The following is a 16,161-nucleotide window of genomic DNA, read 5'->3' on the forward strand; positions in this document are numbered from 1 at the left end:
GAGATAGGGGCGCGGGAGCGCTCGGTGCGGGGTCGGACGGCGCGGGGTCGCTCGGCGCCGGGTCGCTCGGCGCCGGGTCGCTCGGCGCCGGGTCGCTCGGCGCCGGGTCGCTCGGCGCGGGGTCGCTCGGCGCGGGCCAGGAGGGTGCGGAGCTGGACGCGGGGGCGCGGGCGCTGGTGCGTGATCCGGCGTCCGACCTGTTCCGGCTCGGCACCTCGGAGGCGGTGCGCGAGGCCGTCACCCTGCGGCGCACCGTGCGGGAGTTCACCGACCAGCCGGTGGACGGGGCCGCGGTACGGCGGGCCGTCGCGGCGGCGGTGACCGCACCCGCCCCGCACCACACCACGCCGTGGCGGTTCGTCCTGCTGGAGTCCGCCGAGTCGCGGCTGCGGCTGCTGGACGCGATGCGGGAGGCATGGATCGCGGACCTGCGCCGGGACGGCTTCAGCGAGACGAGCATCGCCAAGCGGGTGCGGCGCGGAGATGTGCTGCGCAATGCGCCGTACCTGGTGGTGCCCTGCCTGGTCGCGGACGGGGCGCACGCCTACCCGGACGAGCGCCGGGCAGCCGCCGAGCGCGAGATGTTCGTGGTGGCGACCGGTGCCGGCGTACAGAACCTGCTGGTGGCGCTGACCGGCGAGGGACTGGGCTCGGCCTGGGTGTCCTCCACCATGTTCTGCCGCGAGGTGGTGCGGGAGGTGCTGGACCTGCCGGCCGACTGGGACCCGATGGGTGCGGTCGCCGTCGGACACGCCGCCGCCCCGCCGCGGCCCCGGCCGGCCCGGGCAGCCGCTGCGACTGGGCAGCCCGCGCCCCCGGCTGCGGCTGATCAGCCTGTGCCTGACGCTGGTGATACTGGTCTACGTGGTGCGGCTGCTCCAGGTGCAGGCGGTGGACGCCGACACCTACGCGGCCAAGGCCAACCTCAACCGCTACATCCCGGTCCGGCTCGCCGCCGAGCGGGGCAGCATCACCGACCGCTCCGGGGTCGAGCTGGCGGCCAGCGTGGACGCGTACGACATCACCGCGGCCCCCGATCTGCTCACCCCGCGCAACGCCAAGACGAAGGACGCGCCCCGGCAGGCCGCGGAGCTGCTCGCCCCGATCCTCAAGGTCCGCCGGGCGGAGCTGGAGAAGAAGCTCACCGCCGACCCGACCTCCCAGTACGTCGTGCTGGCCCGGCAGCAGACCCCGCAGGTGTGGAAGCAGATCAAGGACCTCAAGCAGGTGCTGGCCGGCAAGGCGGCGCGGACCGGCCGGGTGAACGTGCTCGCCGGCGTCAACCGGGAGGCGCACAGCAAGCGGGTCTACCCCAACACGCGGCTGGCCGCCGGGGTGCTGGGCTTCGTCGACGCCCAGGGGAAGGGCGCCGGCGGCGTGGAGCGGCTGCTGGACCGGGAGCTGGCGGGCAAGGACGGCAAGCGGGTGTACGCCCAGTCCGGCGGGCGCCAGGTGCCCACCGGGGACGTCCGAGAGCAGTCCGCGGTGCCCGGCTCCGACGTGGAGCTGACCATCGACCGGGACATCCAGTGGGCCGCCCAGCGGGCCATCGTGGAGCAGGTGGCCGCCTCGCAGGCGGACCGCGGCTACGTCATCGTCCAGGACACCCGTACCGGGGAGATCCTGGCCCTGGCCAACGCCCCTGGCTTCGACCCCAACGACGTGGCCGGCGCCGACGCGGAAGCGCTGGGCAACGCCGCCCTCACCGACGCCTACGAGCCGGGCAGCGTGAGCAAGGTGATGTCGATGGCCGCCGTGCTGGAGGAGGGCGCGGCGCGCTGGGACACCCATGTGGAGGTCCCCAACCGGCTGCCGCGCGCCGACCGCGCCTTCGCCGACGACATCGACCACCGCACCTGGTACCTCACGCTCAACGGCGTACTCGCCAGGTCCAGCAACATCGGCACGATCCTGGCCACCGAGCAGCTGGGTGACAACCAGACGCAGGCCAACCACGTCCTCTACTCCTACCTGCGGAAGTTCGGGATCGGCCGGCCCACCGGGCTCGGCTTTCCCGGCGAGACCCGCGGCATCCTGGCCAAGCCCGGGGACTGGAGCGCCTCCCAGCAGTACACCATCCCGTTCGGCCAGGGGCTGTCGCTCAACGCCGTGCAGGCGGCCTCCGTCTACTCCACCATCGCCAACGGCGGGGAGCGCGTCGAGCCCTCCCTCGTACGCGGCACCACGGGCCCCGACGGGCGCTTCACCCCGGCCGCCGCCCCGTCGCGCACCCGGGTGGTGAGCAAGGACACCGCGAAGACCCTCTCGGCCATGCTGGAGTCGGTGGTCGACGACCGGGAGGGCACCGGGGCCAAGGCCAAGATCCCCGGCTACCGGGTCGCGGGCAAGACCGGCACCTCCAACCGGGTGGATCCGAAGACCGGCCGCTACCACGGCTACACGGCCTCCTTCGCCGGTTTCGCCCCCGCCGACAAACCCCGTGTCACGGTCTACTGCGCGGTGCAGAACCCGACCCGGGGCAGCTATTTCGGAGGCCAGATCTGCGCGCCGGTGTTCAAGCAGGTCATGGAGTTCACGCTGAAGACCCTGGGCGTCCCGCCGTCCGGCAAGCAGCCCGCACGGCTGCCGGTGAGCTACTCCCCGGGCAGCTGAGCGGCAGCCCGTGACGACGATCACGCCCGACCCCGGGAACCGGCGCCCATTTCGCGACCAGGCCGGTACGCCCGGTACGCTCACGGCCGTGCCCCACCCTGATGCGTCTCAAACCACTCAGCCGGACCTTCCCGAGGTTTTCCCGGGACCGCCCCGTCCGCAGCAGGTCCGCCCGACCCCCTGGGCGGCGCTGGCCGACCAGCTGGGCATCGAGGCGCCGGAGGGGAAGCCGGTCACCGGCATCACCCATGACTCGCGTGCGGTGCGCCCCGGCGACCTGTACGCCGCGCTGCCCGGTGCCAACGTCCACGGAGCGGACTTCGCCGGCCAGGCCGCCGACCGCGGCGCCGCCGGCGTGCTGACCGATCCCGCGGGCGCCGAGCGCGCCGCGGCCACCGGTCTGCCGGTGCTCACCGTGTCGGACCCGCGCGGCCGGATGGGCGAACTCGCCGCCACCGTGTACGGCGAGCCGGGCGCCGACCTGCTCCAGATCGGCATCACCGGCACCTCCGGCAAGACCACCACGGCGTACCTCGTCGAGGGCGGCCTCAAGGCGGCCGAGTCGCTGCGCGCGGCGTCCGCCGAGGGGGGCGGTCCGGCGGGCGGCCTCACCGGGCTGATCGGCACGGTGGAGACCCGCATCGGCGACCAGCGGGTCAAGTCCGAGCGCACCACCCCCGAGGCCACCGACCTCCAGGCGCTGTTCGCGGTGATGCGCGAGCGCGGGGTCCGCTCCGTGGTCATGGAGGTCTCCAGCCACGCCCTGATGCTGGGCCGGGTCGACGGCTGCGTCTTCGACGTGGCGGTCTTCAACAACCTCAGCCCGGAGCACATGGAGTTCCACTCCGACATGGAGGACTACTTCCAGGCCAAGGCGCGGCTGTTCACCCGGGCCCGCAGCCGGCAGGGCGTGGTCAACCACGACGACGAGTACGGCAGGCGCCTGATCAAGGAGTCCGAGGTACCCGTCATCACGTTCTCCCCGGAGGGCAACCCGGACGCCGACTGGCGCGCCGTGGACGTCGAGGTGGGCGCCCAGGGCTCGACCTTCACCGCGCTGGGCCCGGACGGGATCGCGGTACGGGCCGCCTCCCCGCTCCCCGGCCCGTTCAACGTCGCCAACGCCCTGGCGGCGATCACCGCCCTGGCGGCCGCCGGCATCGACCCGCAGACCGCCGCCGACGGCGTCGCCGCGGTGCCCGGCGTACCCGGCCGGCTGGAGCGGGTGGACGCCGGCCAGCCGTACCTCGCCGTGGTGGACTACGCCCACAAGACCGACGCGGTGGAGTCGGTGCTCCGCTCCCTGCGCAAGGTCACCCGGGGCAAGCTGCACGCCGTGCTCGGCTGCGGCGGCGACCGCGACCCGCACAAGCGCGCCCCGATGGGTGCCGCGGTCGCCCGGTTCGCCGACACCGCCGTGCTGACCTCCGACAACCCCCGCTCCGAGGACCCGCTGGCCATCTTGGCCACCATGCTCGCGGGCGCCGCCGAGGTGCCCGCCCACGAGCGCGGCGAGGTGCTGGTGAACGCCGACCGGGCCGCCGCGATCGCCGCGGCCGTGGCCCGTGCCCAGCCCGGCGACACCGTGCTGGTCGCGGGGAAGGGCCACGAGCAGGGCCAGGACATCGCCGGCGTGGTACGCCCCTTCGACGACCGCCAGGTGCTGCGGCAGGCCATCGAGCGGTCCCGGGCCGCGGCCGACGCGGCCCCGGCCACCCCCGCCCCGCACCGTCACGACCAGGGATGACGACCGACATGCGCGCACCAGCCGCCCACAGGAAGTACGCACGTACCGCCGCCGGAGGTGACCAGTGATCGCACTGTCCCTCGCCGAGATCGCCTCGATCACCGGTGGACGGCCGCACGACATACCGGACCCGGAGCAGCGGGTGACCGGACCGGTCGTCATCGACTCCCGGAAGGTGGAGCCCGGAGCCCTCTTCGCGGCCTTCGCCGGAGAGCGCGTGGACGGCCACGACTACGCGCAGCGCGCCGTCGAGGCGGGCGCGGCAGCCGTGCTGGCCGCCCGCCCCGTCGGCGTCCCGGCGATCGTGGTCGAGGACGTGGAGCGCGCCCTGGGGGCGCTGGCCCGTGCCGTGGTCGAGCGGCTGGGCACCTCCGTGATCGCCCTCACCGGCTCGTCCGGCAAGACCAGCACCAAGGACCTGATCGCCCAGGTGCTGGAGCGGCACGCGCCCACGGTGTGGACACCGGGTTCGCTGAACAACGAGATCGGGCTGCCGCTCACCGCGCTCCGCGCCGACGAGGGCACCCGGCACCTGGTGCTGGAGATGGGCGCCCGCGGAGTGGGCCACATCCGGTACCTCACCGGGCTCACCCCGCCGCGGATCGGGCTGGTGCTCAACGTGGGCACCGCGCACATCGGCGAGTTCGGCGGGCGCGAGCAGATCGCGCAGGCCAAGGGCGAGCTGGTGGAGTCCCTTCCGGCGGCGGACGAGGGCGGGGTGGCGGTGCTCAACGCCGACGACCCGCTGGTGCGCGCCATGAGCTCCCGGACCCGGGCCCGTACGGTGCTCTTCGGCGAGGCCGAGGACGCCCAGGTGCGCGCCGAGAATGTCCGGCTCACTACGGAAGGTCAGCCCTCCTTCACGCTTCACACCCCCACCGGGTGCAGCGACGTGACCTTGCGCCTGTACGGTGAGCACCACGTGTCGAACGCGCTTGCCGCGGCCGCCGTCGCCCATGAGTTGGGCATGCCCGCATCCGAGATCGCCGCTGCGCTCTCCGGGGCGGGCCAGCTCTCCCGCTGGCGGATGGAGGTCACCGAGCGGGCGGACGGCGTGACGATCGTCAACGACGCCTACAACGCGAACCCGGACTCCATGCGAGCGGCGCTGCGCGCGCTGGCCGCCATGGGCAAGGCCAACCAGGCCCGCGGGGGGCGTACGTGGGCGGTGCTCGGCAAGATGGCCGAGCTTGGCGATGAGTCGCTCGCCGAGCACGACGCGGTCGGGCGGCTGGCCGTCCGGCTCAACGTCAGCAAGCTCGTGGCGGTCGGCGGCCAGGAGGCCGCCTGGCTCGACATGGGCGCCAAGAACGAGGGTTCGTGGGGTGAGGAGTCGGTGCACGTGTCCGACGTGCGGGCGGCGGTCGACCTGTTGCGCAGAGAACTGCGACCGGGGGACGTCGTGCTGGTGAAGGCGTCCAGGTCGGTGGGCCTGGAACGGATCGCGCTGGAGTTGGTGGACGGCGCGGGCGCGGGCGCGGGCGAGGGTGAGGTCGCCGGCCGATGGGCATGAGGCAGGTTCTGTTCTCGGGAGCCATCGGGCTCTTCCTCACCCTGATCGGCACTCCGCTGCTGATCAAGCTGCTGGCCCGCAAGGGCTACGGGCAGTTCATCCGGGATGACGGTCCGCGGAGCCACGGCAGCAAGAAGGGCACGCCCACCATGGGCGGCATCTCCTTCATCCTGGCCACGATCATCGCGTACGCCCTGACCAAGGTGATCACCTCCAGCGACCCGACCTTCTCCGGTGTGCTGGTGCTCTTCCTCTTCGCGGGGATGGGCCTGGTCGGCTTCCTGGACGACTACATCAAGATCGTCAAGCAGCGCAGCCTGGGTCTGCGCGCCAAGGCGAAGATGGCCGGCCAGCTGATCGTCGGCATCGCCTTCGCGGTGCTCTCGCTGAACTTCGCGGACGCCCGCAACCAGACGCCGGCCTCCGACCGGCTCTCCTTCACCCAGGACTTCGGCTGGCAGATCGGCCCGGTGATCTTCGTGATCTGGGCGCTGTTCATGATCCTGGCGATGTCCAACGGCGTGAACCTCACCGACGGCCTGGACGGCCTGGCCACCGGCGCCTCGGTGATGGTGTTCGGTGCGTACACCTTCATAGGGGTGTGGCAGTTCCAGGAGTCCTGCGCCAACCAGCCGACCGCCGGGCCCGCCTGCTACGAGGTGCGCGACCCGCTCGACCTGGCCGTGGTCGCCTCCGCGCTGATGGGCGCCTGCTTCGGCTTCCTGTGGTGGAACACCTCGCCCGCCAAGATCTTCATGGGCGACACCGGCTCGCTGGCACTGGGCGGTGCCCTCGCGGGGCTCGCCATCTGCTCCCGCACCGAACTGCTGCTCGCCATCCTCGGCGGCCTGTTCGTGCTGATCACCATGTCGGTGGTCATCCAGGTCGGATCGTTCCGCCTCACCGGCCGACGGGTCTTCCGAATGGCTCCACTTCAACACCATTTCGAATTGAAGGGGTGGAGTGAAGTCCTTGTGGTGGTCAGATTCTGGATCATTCAGGGTATGTGCGTGATCTTCGGAATCGGCATCTTCTACGCGGGCTGGCGGGCCGCCAAGTGACCGGGGAGCTCGACTTCTCCGGTCGGCGGGTCACCGTCGTCGGCCTCGGCGTCTCCGGGCTGCCCGCGGCCCGGGTGCTGTACGACCTCGGCGCCGAGGTCACCGTGGTCAACGGCGGCGACGGCGAGCGCGAGCGCGCCCAGGCCGCCGAACTCCAGGGCTGGGCGGCCGGGCGTACCCCGGCCGCCGGCCCCGGCGGGGGCTCCGGGCGGATCACCGTGCGCCTCGGCGACGGCGACACCCTCCCCGAGGGCACCGAGCTGGTCGTCACCACGCCGGGCTGGAAGCCGTCCAGTCCGATCTTCGCCGCCGCCGAGCGGGCCGGGGTGCCCGTCTGGGGCGATGTGGAGCTGGCCTGGCGGCTGCGTGAGAAGGATCCGGCCAAGCCGCCGGCGCCCTGGCTGGTGGTCACCGGCACCAACGGCAAGACCACCACCGTGCGCATGCTGGCCTCGATCCTGACCGCCGCCGGGCTGCGCACCGCCGCGGTCGGCAACATCGGCGTCTCGCTGCTGGACGCGGTGCTGGGCGAGGAGACCTACGACGTGCTGGCGGTGGAGCTGTCGAGCTACCAGCTGCACTGGGCCCCCTCGGTCCGCGCGCACTCCGCCGCCGTCCTCAACCTTGCCCCGGACCACCTCGACTGGCACGGCTCGATGGCCGCGTACGGCGCCGACAAGGGCCGCGCCTACGAGGGCAACCGGATCGCCTGCGTCTACAACGCGGCCGACCCGGCCACCGAGGACCTGGTGCGCGCCGCCGACGTCGAGGAGGGCTGCCGCGCCATCGGCTTCACCCTCGGCACCCCCGGCCCCTCCCAACTCGGGGTGGTCGAGGGCATCCTGGTCGACCGGGCCTTCGTGCCCGACCGGCACAAGCAGGCCCAGGAGCTGGCCGAGGTCTCCGACGTGAACCCGCCGGCCCCGCACAACATCGCCAACGCGCTGGCCGCCGCGGCGCTGGCCCGCGCCTTCGGCGTCGGGCCGGCGGCGGTACGGGACGGGCTGCGGGCCTTCCGCCCGGACGCCCACCGCATCGCCCATGTCGCCGACGTGGCCGGCGTCGCCTACGTGGACGACTCCAAGGCCACCAACACCCACGCCACCGAGGCCTCGTTGGCGGCGTACCCCTCGGTGGTGTGGATCGCCGGCGGCCTGGCCAAGGGCGCGGTCTTCGACGAGCTGGTGGCGGGCGCCGCCCAGCGGCTGCGCGGCGCCGTGCTGATGGGCGCGGACCGCGCGCTGATCAGGGAAGCGCTGGCGCGACACGCCCCGGATGTCCCGGTGGTCGACCTCGACCGGACCGACACTGGGGCGATGGCGGCGGCCGTCCGGGAAGCGACGCGGCTCGCCGGTCCAGGGGATACCGTCCTGCTGGCGCCCGCCTGCGCCTCGATGGACATGTTCGTCAACTACAACGCCCGCGGCGACGCCTTCGCCGCGGCGGTGCGCGAGCTGGCCGCCGGTGAGGGCGCGGAGCCGGAGCCGAACGAGCATTGACCCGCCGGTCCGCCGCGAGGACCGCTCGCGCGGGCGTTACGGAGGGATGCCAGATGAGCCCTGAGGAGTCCGCGATCCGGCGTTTCGGGACGGCCTACCCCGGCGCCGGGCGCGGGCGCCCGGCGCGCCCGGCCACTGGTGCGCGGCCACAGGCGCCGTTCGCGCTCGGTCGCCTGCTCCCCGCCGCGCTTCCGAGCGCCGCACCCGCCGGCGGGCCGCACCCCGAGGGCCTCGCGCTGCGCGAGCGGGCGGGCGCCCGGCCCGGCCGGACCGCCGGCCCGGTACGGCGCGGTGGCGCCGCCCCCAAGGTGTCCCGGGCACCCCGGCCCGCCCGCGGCGGCGCGCCCGGCCGCGGACCGCGGCAACTGCTCGCCCGGGCCCGGCGGGCCTGGGACCGGCCGCTCACCGCCTACTACGTGATCCTCGGGGGCAGCCTGCTGCTCATCGTGCTGGGGCTGGTGATGGTGTACTCCGCCTCCCAGATCAAGGCGCTCCAGTCCGGCCTGGCCCCCTCGTACTTCTTCCGCAAGCAGCTGCTGGCGGCGGCCCTGGGCGGCGTCCTGATGCTGCTGGCGGCCCGGATGCCGATCCGGTTGCACCGGGCCCTGGCCTATCCGCTGCTGGCCGGCTCCGTCTTCCTGATGTGCCTGGTGCAGGTGCCGGGGATCGGGGTGGCGGTCAACGGCAACCGCAACTGGATCTCCTTCGGCGGCCCGTTCATGCTGCAGCCGAGCGAGTTCGGCAAGCTGGCACTGGTGCTGTGGGGCGCCGACCTGCTGGCCCGCAAGCACGAGAAGCGGCTGCTGACCCAGTGGAAGCACCTGCTGGTGCCGCTGGTGCCGGCCGCCTTCATGCTGCTCGGCCTGATCATGCTGGGCGGCGACATGGGCACCGCGATCATCCTGACCGCGATCCTGTTCGGGGTGCTGTGGCTGGCCGGCGCGCCCACCCGGCTGTTCGTCGGAGTGCTCTCCTGCGCCGGGCTGATCGCCGTCCTGCTGATCAAGACCAGCGCCAACCGGATGTCCCGGCTGGCCTGCCTGGGGGCCACCGAACCCGGCGAGGGGGACCAGTGCTGGCAGGCGGTGCACGGGATCTACGCCCTGGCCAACGGGGGATGGTTCGGCTCCGGACTGGGCGCGAGCATGGAGAAATGGGGTGAACTCCCCGAACCGCACACCGACTTCATCTTCGCCATCACCGGGGAGGAACTCGGTCTCGCGGGGACACTGTCGGTGCTCGCCCTCTTCGCGGCTCTAGGCTATGCGGGTATCCGCGTGGCCGGACGCACGAAGGACCCCTTCGTGAGGTATGCCGCGGGAGGCGTGACCACCTGGATCACGGCCCAGGCCGTGGTCAACATCGGCGCGGTGCTCGGTCTGCTGCCGATCGCGGGTGTCCCGCTCCCGCTGTTCTCCTACGGAGGGTCCGCCCTGCTGCCGACCATGTTCGCCGTCGGCCTGCTGATCGCCTTCGCGCGAGCGGAACCCGGTGCCAGGGCGGCCTTGGCCATGCGGCAGCCTGTGTTCGGTAAGAAGCGGGCTGGGCTGAGATGGAAGACGATGAGACGGCGCGTCAAGAAGTCGCCGTCCAGAGAGCGGTGAAATTCGGTGCATGTCGTACTCGCCGGTGGGGGGACCGCCGGCCACATCGAGCCCGCGCTCGCCCTCGCGGACGCCCTGCGCAGGCAGGACCCGACCGTGGGGATCACGGCGCTCGGAACGGAGCGGGGGCTCGAAACACGGCTCGTACCCGAACGGGGCTATGAACTCGGACTGATCCCCGCCGTTCCGCTGCCCCGCCGGCCCACCCCCGAACTGATCACCGTGCCCGGGCGGCTGCGCGGCACCATCAAGGCCGCCGAGCAGATCCTGGAGCGCACCAAGGCCGACTGCGTGGTGGGCTTCGGCGGCTATGTGGCGCTCCCCGGCTACCTGGCCGCCAAGCGGCTCGGAGTGCCGATCGTGGTGCACGAGGCCAACGCCCGGCCCGGCCTGGCCAACAAGATCGGCTCCCGCTACGCCTCCTACGTCGCCGTCAGCACCCCGGACAGCAAGCTCCGCAACGCGCACTACGTCGGGATCCCGCTGCGCCGCTCCATCGCCACCCTGGACCGGGCCGCGGTCCGTGCCGAGGCGCGCGCGGCCTTCGGACTCGACCCCAACCTGCCGACGCTGCTGGTCTCCGGCGGCTCGCAGGGCGCCCGCCGGCTCAACGAGGTGGTGGAGTCGGTCGCCCCGTTCCTGCAGCGCGCCGGCGTCCAGATCCTGCACGCCGTCGGCCCGAAGAACGAACTGCCGCGCACCGACAACATGCCGGGAATGCCGCCGTACATCCCGGTATCGTACGTGGACCGTATGGACCTCGCGTACGCCGCGGCGGACATGATGCTGTGCCGCGCCGGCGCGATGACCGTGGCCGAACTCTCCGCCGTCGGGCTCCCCGCCGCCTACGTCCCGCTGCCCATCGGCAACGGCGAACAGCGGCTCAACGCCCAACCGGTGGTCAAGGCCGGCGGCGGACTGCTCGTCGATGACTCCGAACTCACCCCCGAGTGGGTCCAGCACAACGTGCTCCCGGTGCTCACCGACCCGCACCGGCTGTACGAGATGTCGCGGCGCGCCGCCGAGTTCGGGCGCCGCGATGCAGATGAACTGCTTGTCGGAATGGTGTATGAGGCGATCGCCCAGCGCCGTCGGGCGTGAACGGGCGGATGCGCCACCAGGCGTGAGCCGAGGCGCCCGGGGTCAATCCCCGGGCGCTCGGGGCGAGGAGGCAGCCAGCGTGGCCGGACCGACGACCGCCCGGCGCGGTGACCGACGGACACCGCGCACCGGAGCGCGTGGCGGTGGGAGCGACGGGCGCGCACGCCGCCTGAGGCAGCGCCTTCCCCGCCGCCGCACCCTGCTTCTGCTGCTGTTGGCGACGGCCCTGCTCACCGGTGGCGGCACCTGGGTGCTCTACGGCTCGGACTGGCTGCGGGCCGAGCGGGTGAAGGTCAGCGGCACCGAGGTGCTGACCCCCGAGGAGGTGCGCCGGGTCGCGGACGTCCCGCTGGGCTCCCCGATGGCCTCGGTGGACACCGGGTCCATCGAACGCCGGCTGCGGGCCGGACTGCCCAGGATCGACCAGGTGCGGGTGAGCCGGTCCTGGCCGCACACCATCCGGGTGGAGGTCGACGAGCGGCACCCGCGGGCGGTGCTGCGCTCCGGCGGCCGATACGTCGAAGTCGACCGGTCCGGGGTCCGGTTCGCCACCGTGGCCGAGCGTCCCAAGGGCGTTCCGGTGCTCGACCTGGACCTCGGCAAATCGTCGAGTTCCCGCCGTTTCGGCGTCGATCGGCTCCGCCGGGAAGGGGTCCGGGTGGCTGCCGCGCTCCCCGCGTCGGTGCGGCGGAGCACCCAGGTTGTCCGGGTACGCTCCTATGACTCCATCACCCTGGAGTTGACACGGGATCGCACGGTGATGTGGGGGAGCGGGGAGAGCGGCGCGGCGAAGGCCCGGTCGCTGCTCGCGCTGCTGAAAGCGGCGCCCGAAGCGGCCCATTTCGACGTGAGTGCCCCGGGCGCCCCCGCGGTGGCCGGTAGTTGACGTCCCGGCGGACGTGCATACCGGCAGGCCAGCACCCTGGTTGGCTAGTGCCAGGGGTGATCACATAGGGTGAAAAGAAAAACGGGAGGTTCGGCGTGTTCATTGAACGCGCGCCGCTTGTCGACTTAGTGTCCTGTCCCAGGAACCCAGGGAACAGCAGCACTAGTAACCCTAAACTTCAGCGTTAGGGTTCGGGTCGGCCAAGAGGACCGCCCATCGGCATCCGTCGGCGCACCGCAGCAACTGCGGGGTGGCGACACGTAAATCGAGGCGAGAGGCCTTCGACGTGGCAGCACCGCAGAACTACCTCGCAGTCATCAAGGTCGTCGGCATCGGCGGCGGTGGCGTGAACGCCATCAACCGGATGATCGAGGTCGGGCTCAAGGGCGTCGAGTTCATCGCGATCAACACCGATGCGCAGGCGCTGCTGATGAGTGACGCCGACGTCAAGCTCGACGTCGGCCGGGAACTCACCCGCGGCCTGGGCGCCGGCGCCAACCCCGATGTCGGCCGCAAGGCCGCCGAGGACCACCGCGAGGAGATCGAGGAGGTCCTCAAGGGGGCCGACATGGTCTTCGTCACCGCGGGCGAGGGCGGCGGCACCGGCACCGGTGGCGCGCCGGTCGTCGCCAACATCGCACGGTCGCTGGGTGCCCTGACCATCGGTGTGGTCACCCGTCCCTTCACCTTCGAGGGCCGCCGCCGCGCCAACCAGGCGGAGGACGGCATCGCGCAGCTGCGCGACGAGGTCGACACCCTGATCGTGATCCCGAACGACCGACTGCTGTCCATCTCGGACCGTCAGGTGAGCGTGCTGGACGCGTTCAAGTCCGCGGACCAGGTCCTGCTGTCGGGTGTCCAGGGCATCACCGACCTGATCACCACCCCCGGCCTGATCAACCTGGACTTCGCCGACGTCAAGTCCGTGATGTCCGAGGCCGGCTCGGCGCTGATGGGCATCGGCTCGGCGCGCGGTGACGACCGTGCGGTGGCGGCGGCCGAGATGGCCATCTCCTCGCCGCTGCTGGAGGCGTCCATCGACGGGGCGCGCGGCGTCCTGCTGTCCATCTCCGGTGGCTCCGACCTCGGCCTGTTCGAGATCAACGAGGCCGCCCAGCTGGTCAGCGAGGCCGCCCACCCGGAGGCCAACATCATCTTCGGTGCGGTGATCGACGACGCGCTGGGCGACGAGGTCCGGGTGACCGTCATCGCGGCCGGCTTCGACGGCGGTCAGCCGCCCGCCAAGAACCGCGACAAGGGCCTGGCCACCTACAGCAGCCGGGAGGATTCCGCCGGCAGCTCGCGGAGCTCGGCCCCGATCGAGCCCAGCCGCCCGGCCTTCGGCGGACTCGGCAGCGTGACCCAGCGCGAGGAGGAGCCGACCCCGGTGGACCCGGTGCCGATCGCCGAGATGCCGCTGCCTCCCATCAGTTCGCCTCAGGTCCCGCCGGCCCGTCCGTACCAGGACAGCCAGGCCGAGGAGCTGGACGTACCGGACTTCCTGAAGTAAGCACCGCCTGAAGTGATAGGGCAGCAGCACGAAGCGAGCGGCGCGCACTTCGCCTTCACCGACCGGTGGGGCGGGGTGAGCGCCGCTCCGTACGACGAGCTCAACCTGGGCGGCGCGGTGGGTGACGACCCCGGCGCGGTCCTCGCCAACCGCAAGCTGGCCGCCGGCGCGCTCGGCCTCGACCCGGCCGCGGTGGTGTGGATGAACCAGGTGCACGGCCGCGAGGTCGCGGTGGTCGACGGGCCCTGGGGCCCGGGCGAGGTGCCCGCGGTGGACGCGGTGGTGACCACCCGCCGGGGGCTGGCCCTCGCGGTGCTCACCGCCGACTGCACCCCGGTACTGCTGGCCGACCCGGTCGCCGGAGTGGCCGGCGCCGCGCACGCCGGGCGGCCCGGGCTGGTGGCCGGGGTGGTCCCCGCCGTGGTGGAGGCGATGCTGGCCGCGGGTGCCGATCCGGCCCGGATCGTCGCCCGCACCGGCCCCTCGGTCTGCGGACGCTGCTACGAGGTGCCCGAGGCGATGCGCGAGGCGGTGGCCGAGGCGGTGCCGCAGGCCTGGGCGCGGACCAGACAGGGGACGCCGGCGGTGGACGTGGCCGCCGGGGTCGCCGCCCAACTCGCCGGTTACGGTGTGGACATCAGCGGACATTCCGCCATCTGCACCCTGGAGTCGGCGGATCACTTCTCATACCGGCGCGACCGCACCACCGGGCGGCTCGCGAGCTACGTCTGGTTGGAAGCCGAACTGTGACGGACCGTAGAACCGAACTGGCGGCGAACCTGGCGCGGGTGGAGGAGCGGATCGCCTCGGCCTGCGCCGCCGCGGGCCGGCCGCGCGAGGGCGTGACCCTGATCGTGGTCACCAAGACCTACCCGGCGAGCGATGTCCGCATCCTCGCCGACCTGGGCGTGCGGCAGGTCGCCGAGAACCGGGACCAGGACGCCGCCCCCAAGGCGGCCGAGTGCGCCGATCTGCCGCTGAGTTGGCACTTCGTCGGACAACTCCAGACGAACAAGGTGCGGTCGGTGGCGAGTTATGCCGATATCGTGCAGTCTGTCGACCGCGGACGACTGGTGGACGCGCTGTCCACCGCGGCGGTGCGCGGCGGTCGCGAACTGGGCTGCCTCATCCAGGTGGCGTTCGACGCCGAGGCGGGCGAGCGCTCCGGACGCGGCGGGGTCGCGCCGGACGGGGTCGAGGCCCTGGCCGACGCGGTGGCCGAGGCCCAAGGGCTGCGTCTGGACGGGCTGATGACGGTGGCTCCACTGGCCGGACCGTACGCGGGCGACCCGCGTGCGTCATTCGACCGGCTGATGGAAATCTCAACCCGCCTGCGCGCGACTCATCCGGCTGCGACCATGGTCTCGGCAGGGATGAGCGCGGACCTCGAGGACGCCGTGGCGGCGGGAGCGACACATGTGCGCGTCGGTACCGCGGTACTCGGAGTCCGACCCCGGCTCCGGTAACGTCGCCAAGAAGTCGGACCACAGTAGAAAATATGGTCATTCCCGCTACCCGGCGGGCAGGCCACGTGGATCCACGGCATCCGGTGGCGGAGCCGATCCACCACAGAGCGGAGGACGCAGAGAATGGCCGGCGCGATGCGCAAGATGGCGGTCTACCTCGGCCTCGTGGAGGACGATGGGTACGACGGCCGGGGGTTCGACCCCGACGACGAGTTCGAGCCCGAACCGGAGCCCGAGCGCGACCACAGGCGGCACCAGTCGGCGCCCGAACCCCGCGTCGAGAGGGACGAATCGGTACGAGTCGTCCATCCGCCGGCACCGCGCGAGCCTGCCTCGCTGACGGTAGAAACCGGACGCTCCGCTTCCCTTCTCTCTGAAGGGGGACGAGGGGGGCGAATCGCCCCCGTGGCATCCATCACACCCGAACGCCAGAGCCTGGAGAAGAACGCACCGGTGATCATGCCCAAGGTTGTGTCCGAGCGGGAGCCCTACCGCATCACCACTCTGCATCCCCGGACCTACAACGAAGCCCGTACCATCGGGGAACACTTCCGCGAGGGCACTCCGGTGATCATGAATCTGACGGAGATGGACGATACCGACGCGAAGCGGCTTGTCGACTTCGCGGCCGGTCTTGTCTTCGGTCTCCACGGGAGTATCGAGCGGGTGACGCAGAAGGTCTTCCTCCTGTCGCCTGCTAACGTCGATGTCACGGCGGAGGACAAGGCCCGTATCGCTGAGGGCGGGTTCTTCAACCAAAGCTGAGACGCAACACCGGTAGCACGGAGCAGATCCGGCCGCGAGGCCGAGTACGAGCAAGGGGAGAGGGACGCGCGGGATGCCCATCGCACTGCAGGTGATCTACGTCGCGTTGTACTGCTACCTGTTCGTGCTGATCTTCCGGTTGGTCATGGACTACGTCTTCCAGTTCGCCCGTTCGTGGCAACCTGGCAAGGCGATGGTGGTGGTCCTGGAGGCCACCTACACTGTCACCGACCCGCCGCTGAAGCTTCTGCGGCGGTTCATTCCGCCATTGCGTCTTGGGGGCATTGCGCTCGACCTGTCCTTCTTCGTACTGATGATCATCGTCTACATCCTGATCACCGTCGTGAGCAGCGTGTGAACGATACGGTCTTGCCGGTTGCCGACGACTACGTTGAG

Annotated in this window: 13 protein-coding genes and 1 pseudogene; all 14 read left to right on the top strand. The window is 72.0% G+C overall.

Annotated elements, in window-relative coordinates; genetic code table 11:
• A pseudogene (locus tag E4099_RS05445) lies at positions 1-788 on the top strand (coenzyme F420-0:L-glutamate ligase); the annotation flags it as partial.
• The gene (locus E4099_RS05450; protein ID WP_135337790.1) at positions 733-2,613 is read left to right on the top strand and encodes a peptidoglycan D,D-transpeptidase FtsI family protein; all 1,881 of its coding nucleotides are present in this window, start codon (positions 733-735) and stop codon (positions 2,611-2,613) included. The pseudogene E4099_RS05445 and the gene E4099_RS05450, both read left to right, overlap by 56 nt.
• Before the next feature lie 10 nt (positions 2,614-2,623).
• Positions 2,624-4,360 carry a UDP-N-acetylmuramoyl-L-alanyl-D-glutamate--2,6-diaminopimelate ligase gene (locus tag E4099_RS05455; RefSeq protein ID WP_135337791.1) on the top strand — a complete coding sequence of 579 codons (1,737 nt, stop codon included), beginning with the start codon at positions 2,624-2,626 and terminating at the stop codon, positions 4,358-4,360.
• 64 nt (positions 4,361-4,424) lie between these two features.
• Positions 4,425-5,873 (top strand): UDP-N-acetylmuramoyl-tripeptide--D-alanyl-D-alanine ligase, encoded by a 1,449-nt coding sequence (locus E4099_RS05460; RefSeq protein ID WP_135337792.1) that lies wholly within the window; start codon positions 4,425-4,427, stop codon positions 5,871-5,873.
• Positions 5,870-6,934: a phospho-N-acetylmuramoyl-pentapeptide-transferase gene (gene mraY, locus E4099_RS05465; protein WP_135337793.1), complete on the top strand. Its 1,065-nt coding sequence runs from the start codon at positions 5,870-5,872 to the stop codon at positions 6,932-6,934. The genes E4099_RS05460 and mraY overlap by 4 nt, the downstream gene beginning before the upstream one ends.
• Positions 6,931-8,433: a UDP-N-acetylmuramoyl-L-alanine--D-glutamate ligase gene (gene murD, locus E4099_RS05470; RefSeq protein WP_135337794.1), complete on the top strand. Its 1,503-nt coding sequence runs from the start codon at positions 6,931-6,933 to the stop codon at positions 8,431-8,433. The genes mraY and murD overlap by 4 nt, the downstream gene beginning before the upstream one ends.
• Before the next feature lie 53 nt (positions 8,434-8,486).
• Complete coding sequence (gene ftsW, locus E4099_RS05475; RefSeq protein WP_209446530.1) at positions 8,487-10,037, top strand: putative lipid II flippase FtsW; 1,551 nt, start codon at positions 8,487-8,489, stop codon at positions 10,035-10,037.
• A gap of 6 nt (positions 10,038-10,043) precedes the next feature.
• Entirely contained in the window at positions 10,044-11,138 is a 1,095-nt protein-coding gene (gene murG / locus E4099_RS05480) for an undecaprenyldiphospho-muramoylpentapeptide beta-N-acetylglucosaminyltransferase (RefSeq protein ID WP_135337795.1), read from the top strand.
• A 79-nt stretch (positions 11,139-11,217) separates the two neighbouring features.
• On the top strand, positions 11,218-12,024 hold the full coding sequence (locus tag E4099_RS05485) for a cell division protein FtsQ/DivIB (RefSeq protein WP_135337796.1): 807 nt from the start codon (positions 11,218-11,220) through the stop codon (positions 12,022-12,024).
• A gap of 286 nt (positions 12,025-12,310) precedes the next feature.
• Complete coding sequence (gene ftsZ, locus E4099_RS05490; RefSeq protein ID WP_135337797.1) at positions 12,311-13,534, top strand: cell division protein FtsZ; 1,224 nt, start codon at positions 12,311-12,313, stop codon at positions 13,532-13,534.
• A gap of 12 nt (positions 13,535-13,546) precedes the next feature.
• Positions 13,547-14,284 carry a peptidoglycan editing factor PgeF gene (gene pgeF, locus E4099_RS05495; RefSeq protein WP_135337798.1) on the top strand — a complete coding sequence of 246 codons (738 nt, stop codon included), beginning with the start codon at positions 13,547-13,549 and terminating at the stop codon, positions 14,282-14,284.
• Positions 14,281-15,000, top strand: a complete 720-nt coding sequence (locus E4099_RS05500) for a YggS family pyridoxal phosphate-dependent enzyme (protein ID WP_135337799.1) — start codon at positions 14,281-14,283, stop codon at positions 14,998-15,000. The genes pgeF and E4099_RS05500 overlap by 4 nt, the downstream gene beginning before the upstream one ends.
• Before the next feature lie 123 nt (positions 15,001-15,123).
• Entirely contained in the window at positions 15,124-15,765 is a 642-nt protein-coding gene (locus tag E4099_RS05505; RefSeq protein WP_135337800.1) for a cell division protein SepF, read from the top strand.
• Between the two features lie 73 nt (positions 15,766-15,838).
• Positions 15,839-16,123 carry a YggT family protein gene (locus E4099_RS05510; protein WP_135337801.1) on the top strand — a complete coding sequence of 95 codons (285 nt, stop codon included), beginning with the start codon at positions 15,839-15,841 and terminating at the stop codon, positions 16,121-16,123.
• Positions 16,124-16,161 lie beyond the last annotated feature (38 nt).

It is taken from the genome of Streptomyces palmae (genome assembly GCF_004684805.1).
Taxonomy (GTDB): Bacteria; Actinomycetota; Actinomycetes; order Streptomycetales; family Streptomycetaceae; genus Streptomyces; species Streptomyces palmae.

Bases quoted from the DNA above. Each gene is read 5' to 3' on its own strand.
- mraY (WP_135337793.1), top strand. From the start codon at position 5,870: ATGAGGCAGGTTCTGTTCTCGGGAGCCATCGGGCTCTTCCTCACCCTG.
- ftsW (WP_209446530.1), top strand. From the start codon at position 8,487: ATGAGCCCTGAGGAGTCCGCGATCCGGCGTTTCGGGACGGCCTACCCC.
- E4099_RS05505 (WP_135337800.1), top strand. From the start codon at position 15,124: ATGGCCGGCGCGATGCGCAAGATGGCGGTCTACCTCGGCCTCGTGGAG.
- E4099_RS05510 (WP_135337801.1), top strand. From the start codon at position 15,839: ATGCCCATCGCACTGCAGGTGATCTACGTCGCGTTGTACTGCTACCTG.